A 20,357-nucleotide genomic window follows, 5' to 3' on the forward strand; every position below is an offset into this window, starting at 1 on the left:
TTTATTTTGTTTTTTTTCAATCTTTTTTTATTTTAAGTGAGTTTAAATAGAATAAATTTATGATATATTCTTATTTGAAAAAATAACTTATAAGATAGCAAATAAATCTTAATGAAATATTTATAATATATTGCTATTCTAGCGCTAAGAGAGCGGAGTTATGACTCTCTTGTATAATGAGAAATTCCTCTTTGACTGGCCGATAGAGATATCGGCTTTTTTTTAACCTTTTGAATATGTTCATAATCATGAATGAGCATTAACAGTTAGATAATAAAAAACCTCTTTTCGCCTAAGAAAAAAGAGGTTTGTACATTGTTATCGGTTATTTGGTATTATTGCTTAGGTTTGAAACGCAATAAACGGTTTGCGTTGCTCACGACCGTGATTGAAGACAATGCCATTGCTGCACCTGCGACGACAGGGTTTAGCAATGTGCCCGTGAAGGGATAAAGAATACCCGCTGCAATAGGAATACCTAAACTATTGTAAACAAAGGCACCAAATAGGTTTTGTTTCATATTACGTAGCGTACCTTTTGAGATCTCAACCGCATCGGCAACACCATGCAAACTATGGCGCATTAACGTAATAGACGCAGTTTCAATAGCAATATCGCTGCCACCACCCATTGCAATCCCCACATCCGCTTTGGCTAATGCAGGTGCATCATTGATACCATCACCAATCATTGCTACACGACGGCCTTGTGCTTGAAGTTCTGCAATGGCTTGTGCTTTACCTTCAGGCATGACTCCGGCAATGACTTGATCAATGCCAGCTTCTTTTGCAATCGCATTAGCGGTAATCGGATTATCACCTGTTAACATCACCAAAAGATAGCCTTGATTGTGTAGGCGTTGTAAGGCGCTTACAGTATCTTCTCTCAAAGGATCACGAATAGAAAGAAGAGCACTCATCTTACCATCTTGAGCTAATAAAACAGGTGTTACCCCTTTTGCTGCTTGAGAATCAATCAGTGACGTTATTTCACTAATATCAATACCCGACTCCTGCATCAATTTAGGATTGCCTAAAAGTACGTTTTTACCGTTAATTTCACCACTTAGCCCCATTCCTGCTAGTGTACGAAATTGGCTTATTTCCGGTAAATTAATGCCTTCAGCACGTGTTAAAATAGCTTTAGCTAATGGGTGATTAGAGCCGTTTTCCAAAGATGCAGCCAATGCAATTGCTTGATTTTCATCTACTTGATTGAAAGTATGAATTTCAGTGACCTGAGGCAGACCTTCTGTCAGTGTTCCCGTTTTATCAAAGACTAAAGTATCTAGCTTACTTGCTTGCTGTAGTGCATCTGCATCACGGACTAACACGCCATATTCAGCCGCACGACCTACACCTGAAATAATCGACATAGGAGTAGCCAAACCTAAAGCACAAGGGCAAGCAATGATAAGAACGGTTGTGATAATCACCAGTGCATAGGTAATTTGTGGAGACGGACCAAAGAAATACCAAATAGCACCAGCAATAAGCGCGATAGCAACGACAACAGGTACAAACACACCAGAAATTTTATCCGCTAACTGACCTATTTCAGGTTTACTACTCTGCGCTTGGCGAACTAATTTAATAATACGAGCAAGTGTTGTTTTACTTCCCACGGCTGCCGCTTTAAATAGAACGGAGCCATCTTGAACCGTTGTTCCAGCATGAATAGTGTCACCCACTGTTTTTTGTTGTGGAATTGGCTCGCCTGTCAGCATGGCCTCATCCATCCACACTTCACCTTGGATTATTTCACCATCAACGGGCACTTTATCACCTGTTGCTAAACGTAGAGTCATTCCTTGTTTAACATCAGCTAATGGCATTTCAACTTCACCGTTTTCAGTGATGACTCTTGCTGTTGGTGGCGTTAAATCTAATAGCCGTTCCAGTGCTTTGGATGAACGTTGACGCGCTCTTTGCTCAAGCATATGACCCAGATTGATTAAACCGATAATCATCGCACTGGCTTCATAATAGAGATGTCGTGCTTGAGTTGGGAACACTTCTGGCCATAAGTTCACAGTTATGGAATAGAGCCACGCGGTTCCTGTTCCTAATGCAACGAGGGTATCCATTGTTGCACTGCGGTTTTTTAAACTCTGCCATGCACTACGATAGAAATGACCACCCGCAACAATCATCACAAACAGCGTTGCAATACCAATGCCTAACCAGATACTGTGGTTGGCCTCTGTAAGCATCATATTGTCGCCGATCATTCCCCAAATCATGACAGGGATACCAACAACTAAGGCCAATGCCGCTTGCCAGCGAAAACGTTTCATATTGGCAACAGCAACTTCTTGCTGACGTTCTCTGCGTTTTACATCATCTTGAATAATTTCAGCGCCATAACCCGCTTTTTCTATGGCAGTCACAAGTGCATCCTGATCGATTTCACCGGTCACTAATGCGCTACGTTCAGCAAGATTTACACGCACATTTTCAACGCCATCAACGGATTGTAATGCTTTGTGAACCTTGTTTACGCAACTGGCACAGGTCATGCCATCAATTAAAAGCTGAACACTGCTGTCATCGTCAGTATCGATTTCAGCACTATTATCAATATCAGTATTCTCAACTGGAATATCACAAACAGCCGCTGACGATGCTTCCAGTTGTGCATGCGTTTGCGCCAGCGGCTCAGTTTTTGGGGAATCAGTACCTGCTAGTTGTGCTTCAAAACCCGCTTCTGTAATGGCGCTAATTAAGGTTTCAGCAGTTGCAGAACCAGTCACTTTTGCGTGTGTTAATTCAACTTCAGCTGTTTCAACACCTGCAGTATTTTCTAGTGCTTTTTTAACGGAACCGACACAGTGACCGCAATTTAAGCCAGATAACGTTAAGTGAATTGTGTTGTCAGTGGGTGCTAAGCTTGCTTGAAAGCCTTCAGCCGTGATCGCGGCAATTAACGTATCTGCAGTAGCATCACCAAAAATTTCAGCTGACTCTTTTGTCACATTAACGGCTGCAACACCTTCAACAGCTAATAAGGCTTTTTCAGTTTTACCAACACACTTCATGCAGTTAAGCCCACTTAGGCTTAATTTTACATCGGGTTGTGTTGCAACACTTGCTTCATAGCCTGCATCTTCAATTGTTTTGATCAAGCTTCCGGCAGTTGCATCACTGTCAATTTTAGCGTATTGAATAGTCACAATTGCCTGCTCTATGTCATGGCGAGCATCAAGTGCTTTTTTTACACTGTTAACACAGTGGGAGCATGAAAGTCCTTTCAATGCGAGTATTATCGTTTTTGCCATGTTAATTATCTCCATCATAAAAGCGTTACCTCTATTATTGCGCAATATTCGGTAACTTGCTTTCTTTAAAGGTTTTTTCTTATCAGAGATAAAGGCTAAACCTTTCCGCAAGGGGAAGGTCAAGGGGGAATTTTGAATATTAGTGAAATCGCAAGTAAAACAGGATTAACGGCTAAAGCTATTCGGTTTTATGAAGAAAAAGACTTGATAACACCACCGGGAAGAGGTGAAAACGGCTATCGTTATTATCAGGCTCAACATATTGAGGAGTTAACTTTATTACGACAAGCACGAGAGGTGGGATTTAATTTAGAAGAGTGCAGGGCTTTGTTGATGTTGTTAAGAAATCCTTCTCGTCATAGTGCTGATGTGAAAGAAGCCACCTTAAAAAAAGTGGCTGAAATTGAGAAAACAATTAATGAGCTTAATGCCATTCGCCAGCGATTACTTTTATTAGCCAGCGAATGCCCTGGTGATGATGGTGCAGATTGCCCAATCATTAATCATTTGTCAGGGTGTTGTCATCAGAAACAGTCGGTTTAAGCGTAATCACTTGTAAGGTAATACCATCAATTGCAGTTACTATTACCTTATCGCCAGCAAGTAATGGCGTGTCTGAATAAACACGCCAACTGCCATCAGCTAATTTTACGCGACTAAAGCCATTTTCAGTATCTGATAACAAAACTGCATGAATACCAATCAGTTGATGCGTTTTCTGATTTAAGTTTTCAGCTTCTTTTGATAGTTTTCTGCGTTTAAGCCAAAGGTGCCAAAGTACAGCACTAATAACCGTTAATATCGCAAATAAAATACCTTGAATAGGCCAGTTAATAGGCAATATCCATGTGATCAACGATACACACAGAGCCGCCATTCCTGACCATAAAAGGTATCCTGCCGTTCCTAACATTTCTGTAATTAACAGCAAGCCACCAAGACAAAGCCAGAAAAGTGCAGGTTGAGCACTAATCCATTCAATCATAATTAATTGCTCTTGTTGCCAGCGTCACTTTTTTTGGTATTGAGTAATTCAGAAATACCGCCAATCGCACCCATGAGATTACTTGCCTCTAATGGCATCATAATAACTTTACTGTTATTCGCTGAACCAATTTGAGACAGCGCATCAGTATATTTTTGCGCAACAAAGTAGTTAATGGCTTGCATATCACCTTTTGCAATAGCCTCAGATACCATTTGTGTTGCTCTGGCTTCTGCTTCTGCCGCACGTTCACGGGCTTCTGCTTGTAAGAATGCAGATTGACGCTCACCTTCAGCCTTCAGTATTTGTCCTTGTTTTTCACCTTCAGCTTTTAAGATAGCGGCTTGACGAATACCTTCAGCTTCAAGAATGTCAGCACGTTTAGTACGTTCAGCTTTCATCTGCGCATTCATTGCAGAAATCAATTCTTTTGGTGGGCGGACATCACGAATTTCAATACGGGTAATTTTGATACCCCAAGGGTTTGTTGCATCATCAACAATAAGTAAAAGGCGACTGTTGATTTGGTCGCGTTGAGAAAGGATTTCATCAAGTTCCATTGAGCCTAATACTGTACGGATATTCGTCAATGTTAAGTTAATAATAGCAAGTTCAAGATTATTAACTTCATACGCGGCTTTTACAGGGTCGATGACTTGAATAAAGCAGACTGCATCGATGCTGACGTTGGCGTTATCACGAGAAATGACTTCCTGAGAAGGGATATCAAGCACTTGTTCCATCATATTGATACGGCGACCAATACGATCAACAAATGGTACGAGAATTTGGAGTCCCGGAGACAGAGTACGAGTGTAACGACCAAAACGTTCGACAGTCCACTGATAACCTTGTGGAACGGTTTTAACACCGCATAAAACTAAAATAATAGCGAATAAGATGATAATACCAATGACTATTTCCATATGCCTGTCCTAAGTCTGCTTTAATAAGAAAGTGAAATTAATAAAGTAAAGAATACACCATACGACGATATTTAGACGCTAAATTATCATTAGTGCCTAAGGCGGATAGAATATCCATCAGGGTTTTCTTAACTTGCCCATCACCTGCATTTAGATCTTTTTTGATAAAACGAAATAGCAACTCTAACGCCTCTTCATTACGAGCAACTTCATGTAATTTTAGTGCAAGTTGAATGGCAAGATCGGTATTTTCAGGATGTTGATTAAAATCGTTTTGTAATTGTTGAATTTCAGGTGTATCAGCAGCCTGTTTTTGTAATTCAATTTGCGCTAACAAACTATGATAGTAACTGTCTTGATCTTGTAATGGGATAGTAATTAACAGAGTTTGAGCTTCTTCATTTTTATTTAAAGAAATTAAAGCGCCCGCTAGCGCAAGCGTAATTTCACTGTTTTTAGGGGCAAGTTGATGAGCTTCTTTAAGCAGAGGTAAAGCTTCCTCCGTTTTTCCTTCAGAAAGTAATTGTGCTGCTTGTGCCGCTTTTAACGCTTCTGGTTTTGGTAATACATTGGCTAATACTTGGCGAATTGCTTCTTCAGGTTGAGGGCCTTGGAAACCATCAACTGGGCGACCTTCTTGCAAAATATAAACAGTTGGGATCGCACGTAAACCAAATTGTGAGGCAATCATTTGTTCAACATCACAATCCAATTTAGCCAAAATAAATTGATCAGCAAATTCGGCTGCCAATTTATCTAATGTTGCACCAAGCTCTGCACAATGAGGGCTACGTTCTGAATAGAAATACATCATGACCGGTTTAGTCATGGATTGTTCTATAACTTGTTGAATATTTGATTCATTTACATCAACAATATGTGCAGTTGCTAACATTAAATTTTCCCTTTTTGAGAGTGTTAAATATAGATGCGATTTATAAAGCTATTTCATTAATAAGTAAGGGTGAAACCGCAAAAATCAAGCCTTGTCACTCTGGCGACTAAGAATAGCATCCATTAAAGCATCAGGTAGAAAACGTTTTAGTATTCTGACAGCGTAAGTTAATAAGGTTACGGGATAACGTATCTTAGGTTTTGGGCTTTCTAAAGCATGAATAAGCTTTTTCACGACATCTTCAGGCGTTAATGTGAAACGACTCGCAATCCCCGGATTTTTTACAGGTTTATCTTTTTCGGCTTGAGCGACATTCTCAGTGAAACAAGTTCGAATTGGGCCCGGCTCTATTAAACTCACTTTAACACCTGTATGCGCTATTTCCATTCTTAGTGCATCAGACCACGCTTCTACTGCATATTTACTGGCAGCATAAGCACCTCGACCGGGTGTTGAGATAATCCCCATTACAGAGCTAGTTTGAATAATTCTGCCTTCACCATGCGGTAACATTGCGGGTAGAAGTAATGTAGTAAGCTGATGTAAACCAAAAAAGTTAGTAGAAAACTGTTTTTCCATTTGTTGGCGAGTAATGGCATCTAAGGAACCATAAACACCAAACCCACCATTATTAAATAATCCATATAAACGACCGCTTGTTAGGCGAATAACCTCTAGTGCCGCATTTTCAACACTCTTTGGGTCATCAAGATCAAGATGAATAGGTTCTAATCCCAGAGTTTCCATGTGTTCAAGGTCTTCACCTTTACGGCAAGCAGCAAGGACTCGATAACCTCTTTTCTTTAGTGCTTTTGCCGCACAAAGCCCTATTCCACTGGAACTTCCTGTAATCAATACCGTTTTTTGCATAATTTTACAATTAATCTCGTTTAATCTACGTCAACTACTGTCAGAATAGTCTAACGTGTTAAGTAAGGGGATAATGTTTCATCCATCCACTGCGCAATAAAAGGCTGAGCATCTTCATTGGGGTGTATGCTGTCATTTTGCATCCACTCAGGCTTATCCGCGATTTGCTCCATATAAAAAGGAAGCAGAGAAAGCGCATTATCTTCAGCAAGTTTTGGATAGATCGCTGAAAATGATTGTGTATAACGTTTACCGTAATTAGGTGAAATCATTATTTGCATAAAAAGTGGCGTTGCACCGGCATCTTTTACTTGTGTAATGATGTTTTGTAATGCCTCCTTTGTTTGTGCAACAGGGTATCCCTGTAAGCCATCATTTGCACCTAATTCAATTAAAACCCAACGAGGTTGATGCTGTTTTAATAAATCAGGAAGCCTATTTTGTCCCTGAAAGGCAGTTTCACCACTAATGCTTGCATTAACAACATTAATTTCAGGGTAGGTTGTTTTCCATTTATCAGCAAGGCGTTGTGGCCATGCAGTTTCAATCGGAAGACGATATCCAGCACTCAAGCTGTCACCAAAGATTAAAAAGGTATCAGCAGCAATTGCCTTAAAGCTAAACATCATCATAACGATAAGGAAAAATGTATGTCGACGGAAAAGGTTCTTGAAGTTCATCAGTTAACCAAACAAGTAGGACAGGGTGATAGTCAGATCTCTATATTGCAGGGTGTTGAGTTAGTTGTCGAGCCTGCACAAACAATTGCGTTAATTGGTGAGTCAGGATCGGGTAAATCGACTTTGCTAGGGATCATTGCTGGATTAGATGATGGCAGCTCTGGCAGTGTGCATTTAATGGGAGAAGATCTCACAAAAATGAATGAAGAAGAACGTGCCAAGTTGCGAGCTCAGCATGTTGGATTTGTTTTTCAATCATTTATGTTGATCCCAACATTGAATGCGCTCGAAAATGTGCAGTTGCCCGCATTATTAAAAGGCGAGTCAGAAAAGCAGAGTCATGCGCGTGCAGTTGATTTACTTAAGCTGTTAGGATTAGGCGAACGTTTATACCATATGCCAGCACAACTTTCTGGCGGTGAGCAACAACGTGTTGCATTAGCAAGAGCATTTTGTACTCAGCCAGCCATTCTTTTTGCTGATGAGCCAACAGGGAATCTAGACCGTAAAACAGGCGATAAAATTGCTGACTTGTTGTTCTCTCTTAACCGAGATAATGCAACAACCTTGATTTTAGTGACTCATGACAACGAGTTGGCTGCTCGTTGCCAAAGACGATTACGATTAGTAGATGGACAGCTTAAGGAGGAGTCATGATTTGGCGTTGGTTTTGGCGTGAATGGCGCTCTCCCTCACTATTAATTGTTTGGCTTTCTTTAGCGCTTGCGGTTGCTTGTGTGCTGGCTTTAGGGCGTATAGGTGATCGCATTGATAAAAGCATTTATGCTCAAAGTCGTGATTTAATTGCTGGCGATTTAGTCTTACGTGCATCTTATCCCGTTGATGAAAACTGGCTTACAGAGGCGAAGAAAGATGGGTTAACTCTCAGTCGCCAAATGCAATTTACCACGATGTCTTATGCTCCAGAAGGCGATATACCTCAGCTTGCATTGGTGAAAGCGGCAGATAAATTATATCCACTGTATGGCGAGTTAGAAACAGAGCCTGCAGGGCTAAAACCTGAAAAAGGCACTGCGCTTGTTGGTGCCAGATTACTTGAATTACTTGATATAAAAGTCGGTGATAAAATTGATGTAGGCGATGCCTCATTTACGATTAGTGGTGTATTAATTCAAGAGCCAGACAGCGGGTTTAATCCTTTTCAAATCGCCCCCCGTATTTTAATTAGTCTTGATGATGTTGAAGCAACTGGAGCAGTGCAACCCGGAAGTCGCCTGACTTATCGCTATATGTTTGCAGGTAGTGAATCCGTCATTGATAGCTATCAGCAACGCTTCGACCCACTCTTAAAACCCGATCAACGTTGGAATAGTTTAAAACAAGATAGTGGCGCGCTTTCACAATCCATGGAGCGTGCGAAAAACTTTCTTTTGCTTTCCGCACTATTAACGCTATTGCTTGCTATATCGGCAGTTGCCGTTTCCATGGCTCATTATTGTCGTAGTCGTCATACCTTAATTGCAGTATTAAAAACGCTAGGTGCAGATAAACGTGCATTAAGAAAGTGGATCGTTGGGCAATGGGGAGTGATCCTCATTGGTGCTATTGTTGTTGGTTCATTAGTAGGGCTTGTTTTTGAGGCAATACTGCTACAAATTTTAGCGCCAGTCTTACCTAAAAGTTTGCCTGAAGCGAGCTTTTTGCCATGGATATGGTCTGTGGGCTCTTTACTGTTAATTGCTTTATTAACAGGATTAAGGCCTTACTATCAATTAATGGCAACACAACCTTCGCGAGTATTAAGAAGTGATACTACGGCACCTATATGGCCTCTTCGTTATTATTTACCGATAGTGGGTTTAATTATTGTCGGTGCTTTAACGCTTTTTGCAGGAACAGGCGTCTTACTCTGGTCAATTTTATTTGGTGTTGTTGTTATTGCTTTTTTACTTGGAATAATTGGCTGGTTAGGATTATGGGTATTAAAGCAGTTTAAATTTCGCCAACTCAGTGCGCGTTTAGCCGTAACTCGCTTATTGCGACAACCTTTTCAAACGATGACTCAGCTTGCCGCATTTGCACTTTCATTTATGTTGTTAACGCTTTTAGTCCTTATTCAAGGTGATTTACTTGAAAAATGGCAAAAGCAGTTACCAGAAGAGAGTCCTAACTATTTTCTAATCAATATGTCTGCACCTCAAGTTCAAGAAATTAATACTTTATTGGCACAATATAAGGTTGAACCTACGGATGCATTCCCAGTGGTATTAGCGCGCTTAACACAGATTAATGAGCATAATGCCAAAGAGTGGGCAGATAAACGTGATGCAGGCAATAACACGGTTCGCCGAGAGCTTAACTTAACGTGGCACAGTGAATTACCTAAAGATAACGTCATTGTTGAAGGAACTTGGCCACCTGTCGGTAATGGTGTTTCTCTTGATCAAGGCGTTGCAAAACAACTCGAAATAAAATTGGGTGATGAATTAACCTTTGTCGGTGATACTCGTGAATTTAAGTCCATTGTGACGAGTATTCGTCATGTTGATTGGGAAAATATGCGTCCTAATTTCTTCTTTATCTTCTCTGAAGAAGGATTAAGTAATCAGCCAGAAAAATGGATGAGTAGCTTTTATTACAATGGCGAGGGCGCGTTAATTACGGCACTTAATCGACAATTTCCAACTGTGAGTGTGCTAGATACAGGTGCATTAATTCAGCAAGTTCAACAAATCTTACAGCAAGTCAGTCGAGCATTAGAGATTATGGTTGGATTAGTCATGATCTGTGGTGCGTTATTGTTAGTTGCTCAAATTCAGGTAGGAATGACACAACGACGTATTGAGCTGGTGGTGTATCGAACATTAGGCGCAGGTAAATCATTATTAAGACGGACTCTTTGGGCTGAATTTGCATTATTAGGTTTAATGGCGGGATTTGCTGCGGCGATTGGTGCTGAAGTCGCATTAAGCCTATTACAAATATCGGTGTTTAATTTCCCTTGGCAACCACAATGGGGAATGTGGATCACTGTACCTATTGTTGCGGCATTATTACTTTCATTATGTGGCAGTATTTTGGGTGTTAGGCTGTTGCAAGATAAAGGGCAATATCGACGAATTCAAGGCGAATAGTTGAAATAAAATAAGGCTTATAAACGAAGTTAAATAAAATGCTGATGTCAGTTCAATTAAACATCAGCATTTTTTTATGGGGAAAGATGAGACTATTATTCTTTTATAACATAAGCATAAATTTGCTTACTGCCATCATGTTCATCACAAATATAAACCCCTTGAAGTTCAGTTGAAAAGCCTGGAAGTTGATTAATAGTGACTTCAAGCGCCTGAAAATAACGTAAAACAGCACCACCCCAAACTTCACCGGGTACAGCACATAAAACACCCGGCGGATAAGGTAAAGCACCTTCAGCTGCAATTCGGCCAGCTAATTTATTTAAAGGTAAAAATTCAACATTACCACGAACAAACTCAATATTAGCTTGTTGCGGACTTAGTGCTCGCTTAGGAAAATGACTTTTTCTAAACATTTGTTTTTGCAGTAACTTGATATTGTATGTGACACAAATATCATGCATTTCCTGACAGAGTTGACGCAATGTGTAACTCTGATAACGAGATGGATAGCGACGATAAATAGAAGGTAATATTTGTTCTAATGGCACATCTTCAACTAAGTACTTTTCAAATTGAACAATCAAAGAGATTAAGCGATCAAACTTTGCTTGATGCTCGGCGGGAGTTAGCAAAAATAAGATTGAATTGAGATCACTTTTTTCAGGGATAACACCATGTTCACGTAGATAATTTGCCAAAATAGATGCAGGCACACCAAAAGATCCATATTCCCCTGTATGAGGATCGATCCCCGGCGTTGTAAGCATTAATTTGCAAGGATCAACAAAGTATTGATTGGTGGCGTAACCTTCAAATGAGTGCCAATTATCATTAGGAATAAAATTGAAAAAACGCTGATCGTGAGCGATTTCATCCGTGTCGTGATCTTGCCAAGCAAGTCCATCAACGACTTCAGGGATAAATGGCTTAATAAACTGGCATTGCGTTAGTAATGATTTACGGGCTTCAATACCTTGCTTTACGCAACTCATCCACATTGCTTCACCACTTTTGCCAGAATGCATTTTGGCATTGACATCAAGAGCCGCAAAAAGGGGATAAAATGGGCTGGTGGATGCATGCATCATAAAAGCATTATTCATACGTTTATGATTAACATAACGTGATTGCCCTTTAAGGTGAGCATCTTTTTTATGTATCTGTGAGGTTTGTGAAAATCCCGCTAATTGCTTATGAACGGATTGAGTAACGAGAATACCAGGATCATCTTCATTAAGCGTTAGTAACAAAGGCGAACACTGTTTCATCATTGGAATGAATTGTTCATAACCCACCCATGCAGAATCAAATAAAATGTAATCACAAAGATGACCAATTTTATCGACCACTTGCCTTGCGTTGTAAATTGTACCGTCATAAGTGCCTAGCTGAATAACAGCTAAACGAAAAGGGCGTTTATCAAATTGGCGTTCTGGTGTAATTTCTGCAATTTGTTGGCGTAAATAGCGCTCTTCAAAGCAATGAGCATCAATACCACCAATAAAACCAAAGGGATTGCGAGCTGTTTCTAAATAAATAGGTGTTGCTCCTGCTTGAATTAGCGCACCATGATGATTGGATTTATGGTTATTTCTATCAAATAACACTAAATCATTTGGCGCTAATAAGGCATTTAAGGCAACTTTATTAGAAGAGGATGTTCCATTTAAAACAAAATAGGTTTTATCGGCATTAAACACTTGCGCTGCAAAAGTTTGGGCATCATAAGGCGCACCTTCATGAATAAGCAAATCACCCATTTCCACATCAGCATTACAGAGATCCGCTCGAAATAGATTCGCACCAAAATATTGATAAAATTGTTCGCCGGCAGGATGACGACGGAAAAACTCCCCACCTTGATGTCCAGGGCAATCAAAAGCGACGTTCTTTTCGGCAACATAATTCACTAAGCGTGAAAAAAAGGGTGTGGTCAGACTCTCTTCATATTGCTGTGCCGCTTTATTAATTAACGTACTATTTTTTTGATGTGCATTTTTGTCTGTAATTACAATCCCTGAAACCTGATTAAGCAATTCAGCACTGATTGCATCATTGAGATCAACAGCAATAAATACGGGTAGTTGAAAGCCTGTTTGATGAATGCGATCTAATTCGCCAGACTCAATATCTGATAATGACAACACGACTGCTGATACTTGCGTTAAATTTGCATCAACAATATCAACAATCGGACGTTCACAATAAAAATAGTGTGAAAGAGTCGGGTGACACGCCAACTTCATTTTTTTCATTATACTCGCGTTTTTATCAATAAAAGAATTGGCGAACAATATACTTGGTTGTGAATGCGATTGAAATAAATTAAAAGACAATCAAGGTTATTTATGCGTTTTAAATGCATAAAACACCATTTTAATGCGTGGGTTAATGGATAAGTCTATGAGGAAATAAACTTATCCATTTTCTATTATTGTGTAATTGGAGAAGGTTTTTCGATATAGATCGTTTGAGATGGAAACGCAAAATCAGCACCATGTTTATGCACAATCTCAATCATCTTTAAATAGACTTCTTGTTGAGCTTCAAGCCACTGTGCCCATACTGTTGTTTTCGTAAAACAATACACCATGATATTGAGTGAAGAGTCTGCAAATTGATTAAAATAGACTAATAATGTTTGTTGTGTATCGATTTTGTCATTTTGCATTAGCATGGTACGAATATCTTCAACGATAACACCAATTTTATCTGAATCTTCATAACGTAAGCCAATTTCAGTTTGGATCCGTCTATTCGTCATTCTTCCCGGATTTTCCACGCTAATTGAGGAAAAAATGGAGTTAGGAATATAAAGTGGTCGATGATCAAACGTAATAATTTTGGTAATACGCCAGCCAATTTCGACAACGGTGCCTTCAATATTACGGTCGGGAGAACGTACCCAATCACCAATATTAAAAGGACGATCGAAATAGAGCATGACACCAGAGAAAAGATTGCTTAATACATCTTTACTTGCCATGCCAATGGCAATACCACCTAATCCTCCAAATGTCATTAAGCCGGATAAGCTCATACCAAAATGCTCACCAAACAATAAAATGATAATGACAAATAAAGTGATTTTGAATATGCGAGAAATAATACGAGCAGAAGTAGGATCACTGCCCTTTTTAATTTGCGCTTTTTCTAGTCGGTTAATCAGTAAGAAAACTTTTCTCATTAAGATTAATGCAATGCCGACATAGGTGAAGAAATTAATCATCCTAAATGAGATAAAATGGAGATTAAAATCGACCACAGCCATTTCACAATATTGGCTTAAAATAAACACTAAACTACAAAGCAAGATAGCTTGGCTGATATGAATAATAATATTTCTGCGCCGTTTTTTCTTTTTGTCATGAAAAAGAGATACGATGACAAAACCCACAAAACAGGCTAAAGCAATGCCAACACCTATTGAGTATTTTATTATTAATGCATCATTCATCAGCTTAACGTCTCCTTAGAAAATGCGTTTTTATAATACGAAGCTCGCTATCTTGCTTATAAAATGGTTATTTTTCCTGTTCACTTGCGTGCTGGAATTTAGGATAAACCGGTGGTTTCATAAATAGAGTGACTGCTAAAATCAGTAAAACAGGTAGGGTTAAAATCAAGAATGCAGGTGTAAAACTACCTGAAATATCTTTGATTGCCCCAGCAAAGAATGGTGCTAAACAAGCCAGTGTTGAAATTAAATTCATCACTGAAAATAGCTCAAGGTAAGGGGAGCGACCAAAATAGTTAGCAAGCAATATACTAGATGCTAAGAACGTCATGCCATAACCGATACCGACACAAACCGTAAATAAGATCAGATAAACCCAAGAATTAGCCATACTTAGCGCGAGCAACCCAATGATAATAATACTTAAGCTTGCGATAAGTAATTTTTTAGGTTCTAACCATTCACCAATCGCTCCACCAGCTAAGCGCGAGAAAGCATTGATAAATGCCATACTACTTAATAGTGTTGCGGCGATAGTTTCACCAAAACCATTTTCAATAATATGGGCAACAGCAAAGCTATTAACCGTGATCCCACACCATAAAAAGGCCGTATAAGTCGCAGCAATAACATAAAATTGCCATGTTCTTAAAGCATGACGAGCTGTCCAAATTTCTTTTGTTTGATAAATACGTTTTGTGGTTTGAAGTTGGCTAATTTTTTTTGCGTGTTCTTGCTCTTTACTACCTTCACGTAAAAATAAAATGGTGAGAAGAGTAACGACTGTGAGTGTGATCGCTGAAATAAGCCAGTGCATTCGCCATGTATGCCATAAATGGGTTGCTAAAAAGTAGATCCAAGGCCCAGCAACGCCCCCTAATCCACCAATGGTAAAATAGACACCAAAGGCAAAGGACTGTTTTTCAAATAAGCGGGAAATAACATAAGTACCGGGTACGGTAGCCAATAGCGTAAAGCCTATACCTAACAGTGCAGTACCCAGAAAATAACGTGCAATGGTGTATGTCTCATAAAGAAAATAGAAACCACTGACAAAAATGATCAATCCAATCAGTAGTGTAAGACGAACACTTAATTTACGGATCAGTAATGTAGGTAAAAAACTCGCAAGACCGCAGGTTAATCCTAATAACGTAAAGCCTAGACCTGCTTGAGTCCAGTTCCACTCTAGCTCGTTTATCATACTAGGAAGAACAACACCTAAAGAAGTAAATGTGGTTGCGGTAGCTAAAAAATACACAAAGCCCAATAATATCAGCATACTCCACTGATAAACGGGCCCAAAAACCTGTTGCGTGACTTGCATCCTGACTCCAGAAAATGGGTGCAGTAACCTGAATAATCAGGAGAAAATAGCGAATAACAGACCTCTTTATCTGAGGTCTGTTCGTTTAAAGGCTATTATTCTCTAACTTTATGAGTCGGACTGCTAGCTTAATTTTTCTAAAGCCCATTTGATAGGGGTCTGATAGGCGTCATCAAGCATTAAGCTTAATGATTTGAGTGTCTCTTTCAGGGGGTGATTATCGCGATGAACAATATTGAGATGACCCACTTTGCGAACAGGGCGAACTTCTTTTTCATACCAATGTAAATGAACTAATGGCAATGAAAGCCATTGAGGATTGACAGCAGTACCAATCAAATTAACCATTACTGCCGGTTGGCAAACCTCAGGTTTTGGCATAGGTAAATCTAAAATTGCACGTAGGTGTAATTCAAACTGGCTAATTGAGGCACCATTTTGTGTCCAATGGCCACTGTTATGAACACGAGGGGCTAATTCATTGATAAGTAATTTATTACCAACAATAAAACACTCCATCGCCATTACACCAACATAATTGAGCTGATTAAGGATGGCGGTCAGCATTTTTTCTGCTGATTGTTGTAATTCTGACTCTGGGGTTGGCAATGCAACACTCATGCGTAAAATGCCATCTTGATGAAGATTGTGAGTTAAAGGGTAGAAAACACAGTTTCCGCCACTATCTCGTGCACCCACTAATGACACTTCACCTGAAAAAGGAATACCTTGCTCAACAATACATTCACCATAAATTTCGGCAGGCAATTGTTGTTCTTCACCGGGATGAATGCGCCATTGACCACGACCGTCATAACCCCCAACACGTCGCTTTACAATAATAAAATCACCCAGTTGAGCGAAGATATTAGGCCATTGTGTTGGTGACGTTAATGGTTGCCAAGGTGCTGTTGCTAATCCCAGTTCATCGAGAAGTTGTTTTTGAGGCAATCTATCAGCAAGCAATGGAAAAATATCACGGTTGACAAAGTTAGTATGACGTTCTAACTCTTTGGTGAGTGCAGTTTCAGGCCAGCGTTCAATTTCAGCTGTGATGATACTTTTTTGATAGGGGACAGCTTCTGGTTCGGCATCTAATCCTACTGGATAAACCGCAATGCCTAAAGGCTCACCAGCTTGTCTTAGCATTCGCCCTAATTGACCATTTCCAAGAACACAAACTGGCTTCATAGTGCCTCCCTTGGATCCGGATGATTTAATACATCGTCAGTTTGTGCTGTGCGCCATGCTGTTAGTGCTTCAAAAATAGCAGGAGAGTGTAATGCTAAAATTTGGGCAGCTAATAAAGCAGCATTAGCGGCGCCTGCTTTACCAATCGCTAATGTTCCCACAGGAATACCTTTTGGCATTTGTACAATAGAGTAAAGGCTATCGACACCGCTTAATGCTGCACTTTGAACAGGAACACCTAATACAGGAACGAGTGTTTTTGCTGCAAGCATACCCGGTAAATGGGCAGCACCGCCTGCTCCTGCAATAATGACATCAAAGCCATTACTTTTTGCCTGTTCTGCAAAGCTAAATAGCTTATCAGGGGTACGGTGTGCAGAGACAATCTCAACATGATAAGGAAGTTGTAGTGCGTCTAGTACATCAGCAGCATGAGACATTGTTGCCCAGTCACTTTTAGAACCCATTACAATGGCGATACGAGCGAAGGCGGTATTTAGACCAACTTGAGAAGACATTACTTAACTGCTCCTGTAAGCATAAACGGATATAGCCTAATAAACTGAGCATGATAGTATCACGCTAATACGTATAGGAAAACGTTTGCGTAAAGAAAAAAATGGCTTTTATAGGGGAAATAAGCGGATCAACTTAAAAGGGGAAATGGATCAGTTCTATTTTTTCAGCCGTCACTTTAAACATAGAACCTTCAGTATGCCAAGCACCTAATACACCACGATAATGTATTTTTCCTTCAATATCGACAGTATGAACTGCCGGACGGTGTGTATGGCCATGGATCATCCACTGTGTATTGAATTTCTTAAAAGTATCAATCACAGCTTGTGGATTAACATCCATTATCTCATCAGATTTATATTGATTTTCGTGCTGGCTGCGTGAGCGCATTTTGTCGGCGATACGCAGTCGAATAAAGAGAGGCAGTAGTAAAAATAAGCGCTGAATAAATTTATTATGTACTTTTTTACGGTAACGTTGATACGCTTCATCATCCGTACAAAGTGTATCACCATGCAAAATTAAGATGCGGTTGTTTTCAATTTCAAGCACTTTTTCTTGTGAAAGTAAGGTGATCCCACTCTCTTTTGCAAAACGAGAGCCAATTAAAAAATCACGATTTCCATGAATAAAATAGCAAGGTACCCCTGCATTTTTTAGCGTCATCAGAGCTTGAGCAATCTGTTGATGTAAAGGATTGGGATCATCGTCACCTATCCAAAAATCAAAAAAATCACCTAAGATATAAAGTGCTTTTGCATGAATAGCTTGTTCTTTTAAAAAGCGAAGAAAACCGGCAGTGATTGCCGGTTCATGTTCACTTAAATGCAGGTCTGCAATAAAAAGCGTACACATAAAAAGTGATGCTTATTCGCTAACCGTTACACTTTTAATGACGATATCTTCACGAGGAACATCTTGGTGGAAACCGCTACGACCTGTAGAAACCGCTTTAATTTTATCAACAACATCCATGCCTTCAACAACTTCAGCAAAGACACAATATCCCCAACCATTTGCGTTTTCAGCACGGAAGTTTAAGAAATCGTTGTCTGCAACGTTGATAAAGAATTGAGCAGTAGCTGAATGTGGATCGTTCGTACGAGCCATTGCTAATGTACCGCGGTTGTTTGCTAGGCCATTGTTAGCTTCGTTTCTTACCGGTGCTTTAGTCGCTTTTTGGTTCATACCTGGTTCAAAACCACCACCTTGGATCATAAAACCATTGATGACACGGTGGAAAATAGTGTTATCGTAGAATCCTTCTTTACAGTAGTCTAAAAAATTTTCTACGGTTGCAGGTGCTTTGTCTGCAAATGTATTAATCACGATATCGCCGTAATTGGTATGAAAAGTAACCATATTCAGATCCTAATATAATTTTAGCTTTACCCAGATTTGGGCATAAACAATAGTCCCGTTTTTATATCACAGTTGCCTAATTTAGTCAGTATGCATCTTTTTCTCGCTCTACTTTTTCTTACTAAATAGATCAGTAATAAAAGGAAAAAACACTTTTCGCTAAAATTTAGCCAAATAGTAGAAGTTTGATTGTTCACTATCAATGATTGAACAGTGAAAATAAGCGCTAAGCAGAGTAAAATAAAAACCCTAATCTTGAGTTTGCTTTACCTTCAAGATCCAATATCCTAATTAATATCATGCTATAGTAGTTGTTATTTTCTTTTATATAAAAACGTAATAAACACGTACAGTTGAAAACGGGAACGTCCACTGATGCTAAAGATTTTTAATACTCTCACTCGCCAAAAAGAAGAATTTAAACCTATCCATGCAGGAAAAATAGGTATGTACGTGTGTGGCATCACTATTTATGACTTATGCCATATTGGTCATGGACGTACATTTGTGGCTTTTGATGCCATAACCCGTTATTTGCGTTACTTAGGATATGATGTTAACTATGTTCGTAATGTAACGGATGTAGATGATAAAATCATCAAACGTGCGATTGAAAACAATGAAACATGTGAGCAATTAACCACTCGAATGTTAGCTGAAATGCACAAAGATTTTGATGCATTAAATATTGCTCGTCCTGATTCAGAGCCACGCGCAACACACCATATTGCTGAAATTATTGAATTAACAGAAGCACTAATTAAACGTGGACATGCTTACGTTGCCGATAATGGCGATGTGATGTTTGCGATTGATACTGATCCTGATTATGGCGTACTTTCTCGCCAAGATTTAGAGCAACTACAAGCGGGTGCTCGAGTTGAAGTGGCTAACGTAAAACGCAACCCAATGGATTTCGTTTTATGGAAAATGTCTAAACCGGGTGAACCAAGTTGGAAATCTCCATGGGGAGAAGGTCGTCCTGGTTGGCATATCGAATGTTCTGCGATGAATGGCAAAGAGTTAGGACATCATTTTGATATCCATGGTGGTGGTTCAGATTTAATGTTCCCTCATCATGAAAATGAGATAGCACAATCAACTTGTGCCCATGATGGCCCTTACGTTAATTACTGGATGCACTCTGGTATGGTGATGGTAGACAAAGAAAAAATGTCTAAATCACTGAATAACTTTTTTACTATTCGTGATGTATTGGCTTATTACGATGCTGAAACAGTGCGTTACTTCTTATTATCAGGTCATTATCGTAGTCAACTTAACTACACTGAAGAAAACTTAAAACAGGCTCGTACTGCATTAGAGCGCCTCTATACTTCATTACGTGGCACTGATGCCAATGCACAGCCTGTGGGTGGCGAAGCGTTTGAAGCGCAATTTATTGATGCAATGAACGATGATTTCAATACACCAGAAGCCTATTCAGTCTTGTTTGATTTAGCGCGTGAAGTCAATCGTCTAAAATCAGTTGATATGGATGCAGCGAATGGCTTAGCCGCAGTATTACGTAATCTTGCTAAAGTATTAGGTTTATTAGAACAAGAGCCTGAGTACTTCTTACAAAGTGGCGCTAAAGCGGATGATGCTGGTGAAGTTGAAAAAATTGAGTCATTAATCCAACAGCGTAACGATGCGCGTAAAAATAAAGATTGGGCAGCGGCTGATGTTGCTCGTGATGCATTAACAGAGATGGGAATTGTTTTAGAAGATGGTCCTCAAGGAACAGTTTGGCGTCGTAATAATTAATT

17 protein-coding genes are annotated in these 20,357 nt (G+C 39.5%); 4 read left to right on the forward strand and 13 right to left on the reverse strand.

Features of this window, described 5'->3' with window-relative positions; translation table 11 throughout:
• Positions 1–335 precede the first annotated feature (335 nt).
• Positions 336–3,278: a copper-exporting P-type ATPase CopA gene (gene copA / locus B6258_RS07240; RefSeq protein ID WP_099074690.1), complete on the reverse strand. Its 2,943-nt coding sequence runs from the start codon at positions 3,276–3,278 to the stop codon at positions 336–338.
• A 132-nt stretch (positions 3,279–3,410) separates the two neighbouring features.
• Between copA and cueR the strand changes: the two genes are divergently transcribed.
• Entirely contained in the window at positions 3,411–3,821 is a 411-nt protein-coding gene (cueR, locus tag B6258_RS07245; protein WP_099074691.1) for a Cu(I)-responsive transcriptional regulator, read from the forward strand.
• Here the strand turns inward: cueR and B6258_RS07250 are convergent.
• The 5 genes from B6258_RS07250 to tesA all read right to left on the reverse strand — a co-directional run bounded on the left by B6258_RS07250 (position 3,778) and on the right by tesA (position 7,634).
• Complete coding sequence (locus B6258_RS07250; RefSeq protein ID WP_099074692.1) at positions 3,778–4,263, reverse strand: NfeD family protein; 486 nt, start codon at positions 4,261–4,263, stop codon at positions 3,778–3,780. The genes cueR and B6258_RS07250 overlap by 44 nt on opposite strands.
• A 2-nt stretch (positions 4,264–4,265) precedes the next feature.
• Positions 4,266–5,189 (reverse strand): SPFH domain-containing protein, encoded by a 924-nt coding sequence (locus B6258_RS07255; protein ID WP_099074693.1) that lies wholly within the window; start codon positions 5,187–5,189, stop codon positions 4,266–4,268.
• Positions 5,190–5,226: 37 nt separating this feature from the next.
• Positions 5,227–6,084: a co-chaperone YbbN gene (locus B6258_RS07260; RefSeq protein WP_099074694.1), complete on the reverse strand. Its 858-nt coding sequence runs from the start codon at positions 6,082–6,084 to the stop codon at positions 5,227–5,229.
• 84 nt (positions 6,085–6,168) lie between these two features.
• On the reverse strand, positions 6,169–6,954 hold the full coding sequence (locus B6258_RS07265) for an SDR family oxidoreductase (protein WP_099074695.1): 786 nt from the start codon (positions 6,952–6,954) through the stop codon (positions 6,169–6,171).
• 50 nt (positions 6,955–7,004) lie between these two features.
• Positions 7,005–7,634 (reverse strand): multifunctional acyl-CoA thioesterase I/protease I/lysophospholipase L1, encoded by a 630-nt coding sequence (gene tesA, locus B6258_RS07270; protein WP_099074696.1) that lies wholly within the window; start codon positions 7,632–7,634, stop codon positions 7,005–7,007.
• On the opposite strand from tesA, the gene ybbA reads away from it, so the two are divergent.
• A complete protein-coding gene (gene ybbA, locus B6258_RS07275) occupies positions 7,605–8,291 on the forward strand; it encodes a putative ABC transporter ATP-binding protein YbbA (protein ID WP_099074697.1) in 687 nt (228 codons plus the stop codon). The two genes, tesA and ybbA, sit on opposite strands and share 30 nt — an antisense overlap.
• Entirely contained in the window at positions 8,288–10,729 is a 2,442-nt protein-coding gene (gene ybbP / locus B6258_RS07280; RefSeq protein WP_099074698.1) for a putative ABC transporter permease subunit YbbP, read from the forward strand. The genes ybbA and ybbP overlap by 4 nt, the downstream gene beginning before the upstream one ends.
• Positions 10,730–10,824: 95 nt before the next feature.
• Here the strand turns inward: ybbP and B6258_RS07285 are convergent, their stop codons facing one another.
• The 7 genes from B6258_RS07285 to ppiB form a co-directional block, all read right to left on the reverse strand.
• Positions 10,825–12,987, reverse strand: a complete 2,163-nt coding sequence (locus B6258_RS07285) for an ornithine decarboxylase (protein ID WP_099074699.1) — start codon at positions 12,985–12,987, stop codon at positions 10,825–10,827.
• Positions 12,988–13,163: 176 nt separating this feature from the next.
• A complete protein-coding gene (locus B6258_RS07290) occupies positions 13,164–14,189 on the reverse strand; it encodes a mechanosensitive ion channel family protein (RefSeq protein ID WP_099074700.1) in 1,026 nt (341 codons plus the stop codon).
• A gap of 67 nt (positions 14,190–14,256) precedes the next feature.
• Positions 14,257–15,516: an MFS transporter gene (locus B6258_RS07295; protein ID WP_099074701.1), complete on the reverse strand. Its 1,260-nt coding sequence runs from the start codon at positions 15,514–15,516 to the stop codon at positions 14,257–14,259.
• A 123-nt stretch (positions 15,517–15,639) separates the two neighbouring features.
• On the reverse strand, positions 15,640–16,707 hold the full coding sequence (purK, locus tag B6258_RS07300; RefSeq protein ID WP_099074702.1) for a 5-(carboxyamino)imidazole ribonucleotide synthase: 1,068 nt from the start codon (positions 16,705–16,707) through the stop codon (positions 15,640–15,642).
• A complete protein-coding gene (gene purE / locus B6258_RS07305) occupies positions 16,704–17,225 on the reverse strand; it encodes a 5-(carboxyamino)imidazole ribonucleotide mutase (protein WP_099074703.1) in 522 nt (173 codons plus the stop codon). The genes purK and purE overlap by 4 nt, the downstream gene beginning before the upstream one ends.
• Positions 17,226–17,358: 133 nt before the next feature.
• On the reverse strand, positions 17,359–18,081 hold the full coding sequence (locus tag B6258_RS07310; protein WP_099074704.1) for a UDP-2,3-diacylglucosamine diphosphatase: 723 nt from the start codon (positions 18,079–18,081) through the stop codon (positions 17,359–17,361).
• A gap of 12 nt (positions 18,082–18,093) precedes the next feature.
• Positions 18,094–18,588 carry a peptidylprolyl isomerase B gene (gene ppiB / locus B6258_RS07315; protein WP_006533972.1) on the reverse strand — a complete coding sequence of 165 codons (495 nt, stop codon included), beginning with the start codon at positions 18,586–18,588 and terminating at the stop codon, positions 18,094–18,096.
• Between the two features lie 375 nt (positions 18,589–18,963).
• Between ppiB and cysS the strand changes: the two genes are divergently transcribed.
• Positions 18,964–20,355 (forward strand): cysteine--tRNA ligase, encoded by a 1,392-nt coding sequence (gene cysS / locus B6258_RS07320; RefSeq protein ID WP_099074705.1) that lies wholly within the window; start codon positions 18,964–18,966, stop codon positions 20,353–20,355.
• Positions 20,356–20,357: the final 2 nt, after the last annotated feature.

Source organism: Proteus alimentorum (assembly GCF_002607735.1).
GTDB classification, from domain to species: Bacteria; Pseudomonadota; Gammaproteobacteria; order Enterobacterales; family Enterobacteriaceae; genus Proteus; species Proteus alimentorum.

Bases quoted from the DNA above. Each gene is read 5' to 3' on its own strand.
- copA (WP_099074690.1), bottom strand. From the start codon at position 3,278: ATGGCAAAAACGATAATACTCGCATTGAAAGGACTTTCATGCTCCCAC.
- B6258_RS07250 (WP_099074692.1), bottom strand. From the start codon at position 4,263: ATGATTGAATGGATTAGTGCTCAACCTGCACTTTTCTGGCTTTGTCTT.
- B6258_RS07255 (WP_099074693.1), bottom strand. From the start codon at position 5,189: ATGGAAATAGTCATTGGTATTATCATCTTATTCGCTATTATTTTAGTT.
- B6258_RS07260 (WP_099074694.1), bottom strand. From the start codon at position 6,084: ATGTTAGCAACTGCACATATTGTTGATGTAAATGAATCAAATATTCAA.
- B6258_RS07265 (WP_099074695.1), bottom strand. From the start codon at position 6,954: ATGCAAAAAACGGTATTGATTACAGGAAGTTCCAGTGGAATAGGGCTT.
- ybbA (WP_099074697.1), top strand. From the start codon at position 7,605: ATGTCGACGGAAAAGGTTCTTGAAGTTCATCAGTTAACCAAACAAGTA.
- tesA (WP_099074696.1), bottom strand. From the start codon at position 7,634: ATGAACTTCAAGAACCTTTTCCGTCGACATACATTTTTCCTTATCGTT.
- ybbP (WP_099074698.1), top strand. From the start codon at position 8,288: ATGATTTGGCGTTGGTTTTGGCGTGAATGGCGCTCTCCCTCACTATTA.
- B6258_RS07285 (WP_099074699.1), bottom strand. From the start codon at position 12,987: ATGAAAAAAATGAAGTTGGCGTGTCACCCGACTCTTTCACACTATTTT.
- B6258_RS07290 (WP_099074700.1), bottom strand. From the start codon at position 14,189: ATGAATGATGCATTAATAATAAAATACTCAATAGGTGTTGGCATTGCT.
- B6258_RS07295 (WP_099074701.1), bottom strand. From the start codon at position 15,516: ATGCAAGTCACGCAACAGGTTTTTGGGCCCGTTTATCAGTGGAGTATG.
- purK (WP_099074702.1), bottom strand. From the start codon at position 16,707: ATGAAGCCAGTTTGTGTTCTTGGAAATGGTCAATTAGGGCGAATGCTA.
- purE (WP_099074703.1), bottom strand. From the start codon at position 17,225: ATGTCTTCTCAAGTTGGTCTAAATACCGCCTTCGCTCGTATCGCCATT.
- B6258_RS07310 (WP_099074704.1), bottom strand. From the start codon at position 18,081: ATGTGTACGCTTTTTATTGCAGACCTGCATTTAAGTGAACATGAACCG.
- ppiB (WP_006533972.1), bottom strand. From the start codon at position 18,588: ATGGTTACTTTTCATACCAATTACGGCGATATCGTGATTAATACATTT.
- cysS (WP_099074705.1), top strand. From the start codon at position 18,964: ATGCTAAAGATTTTTAATACTCTCACTCGCCAAAAAGAAGAATTTAAA.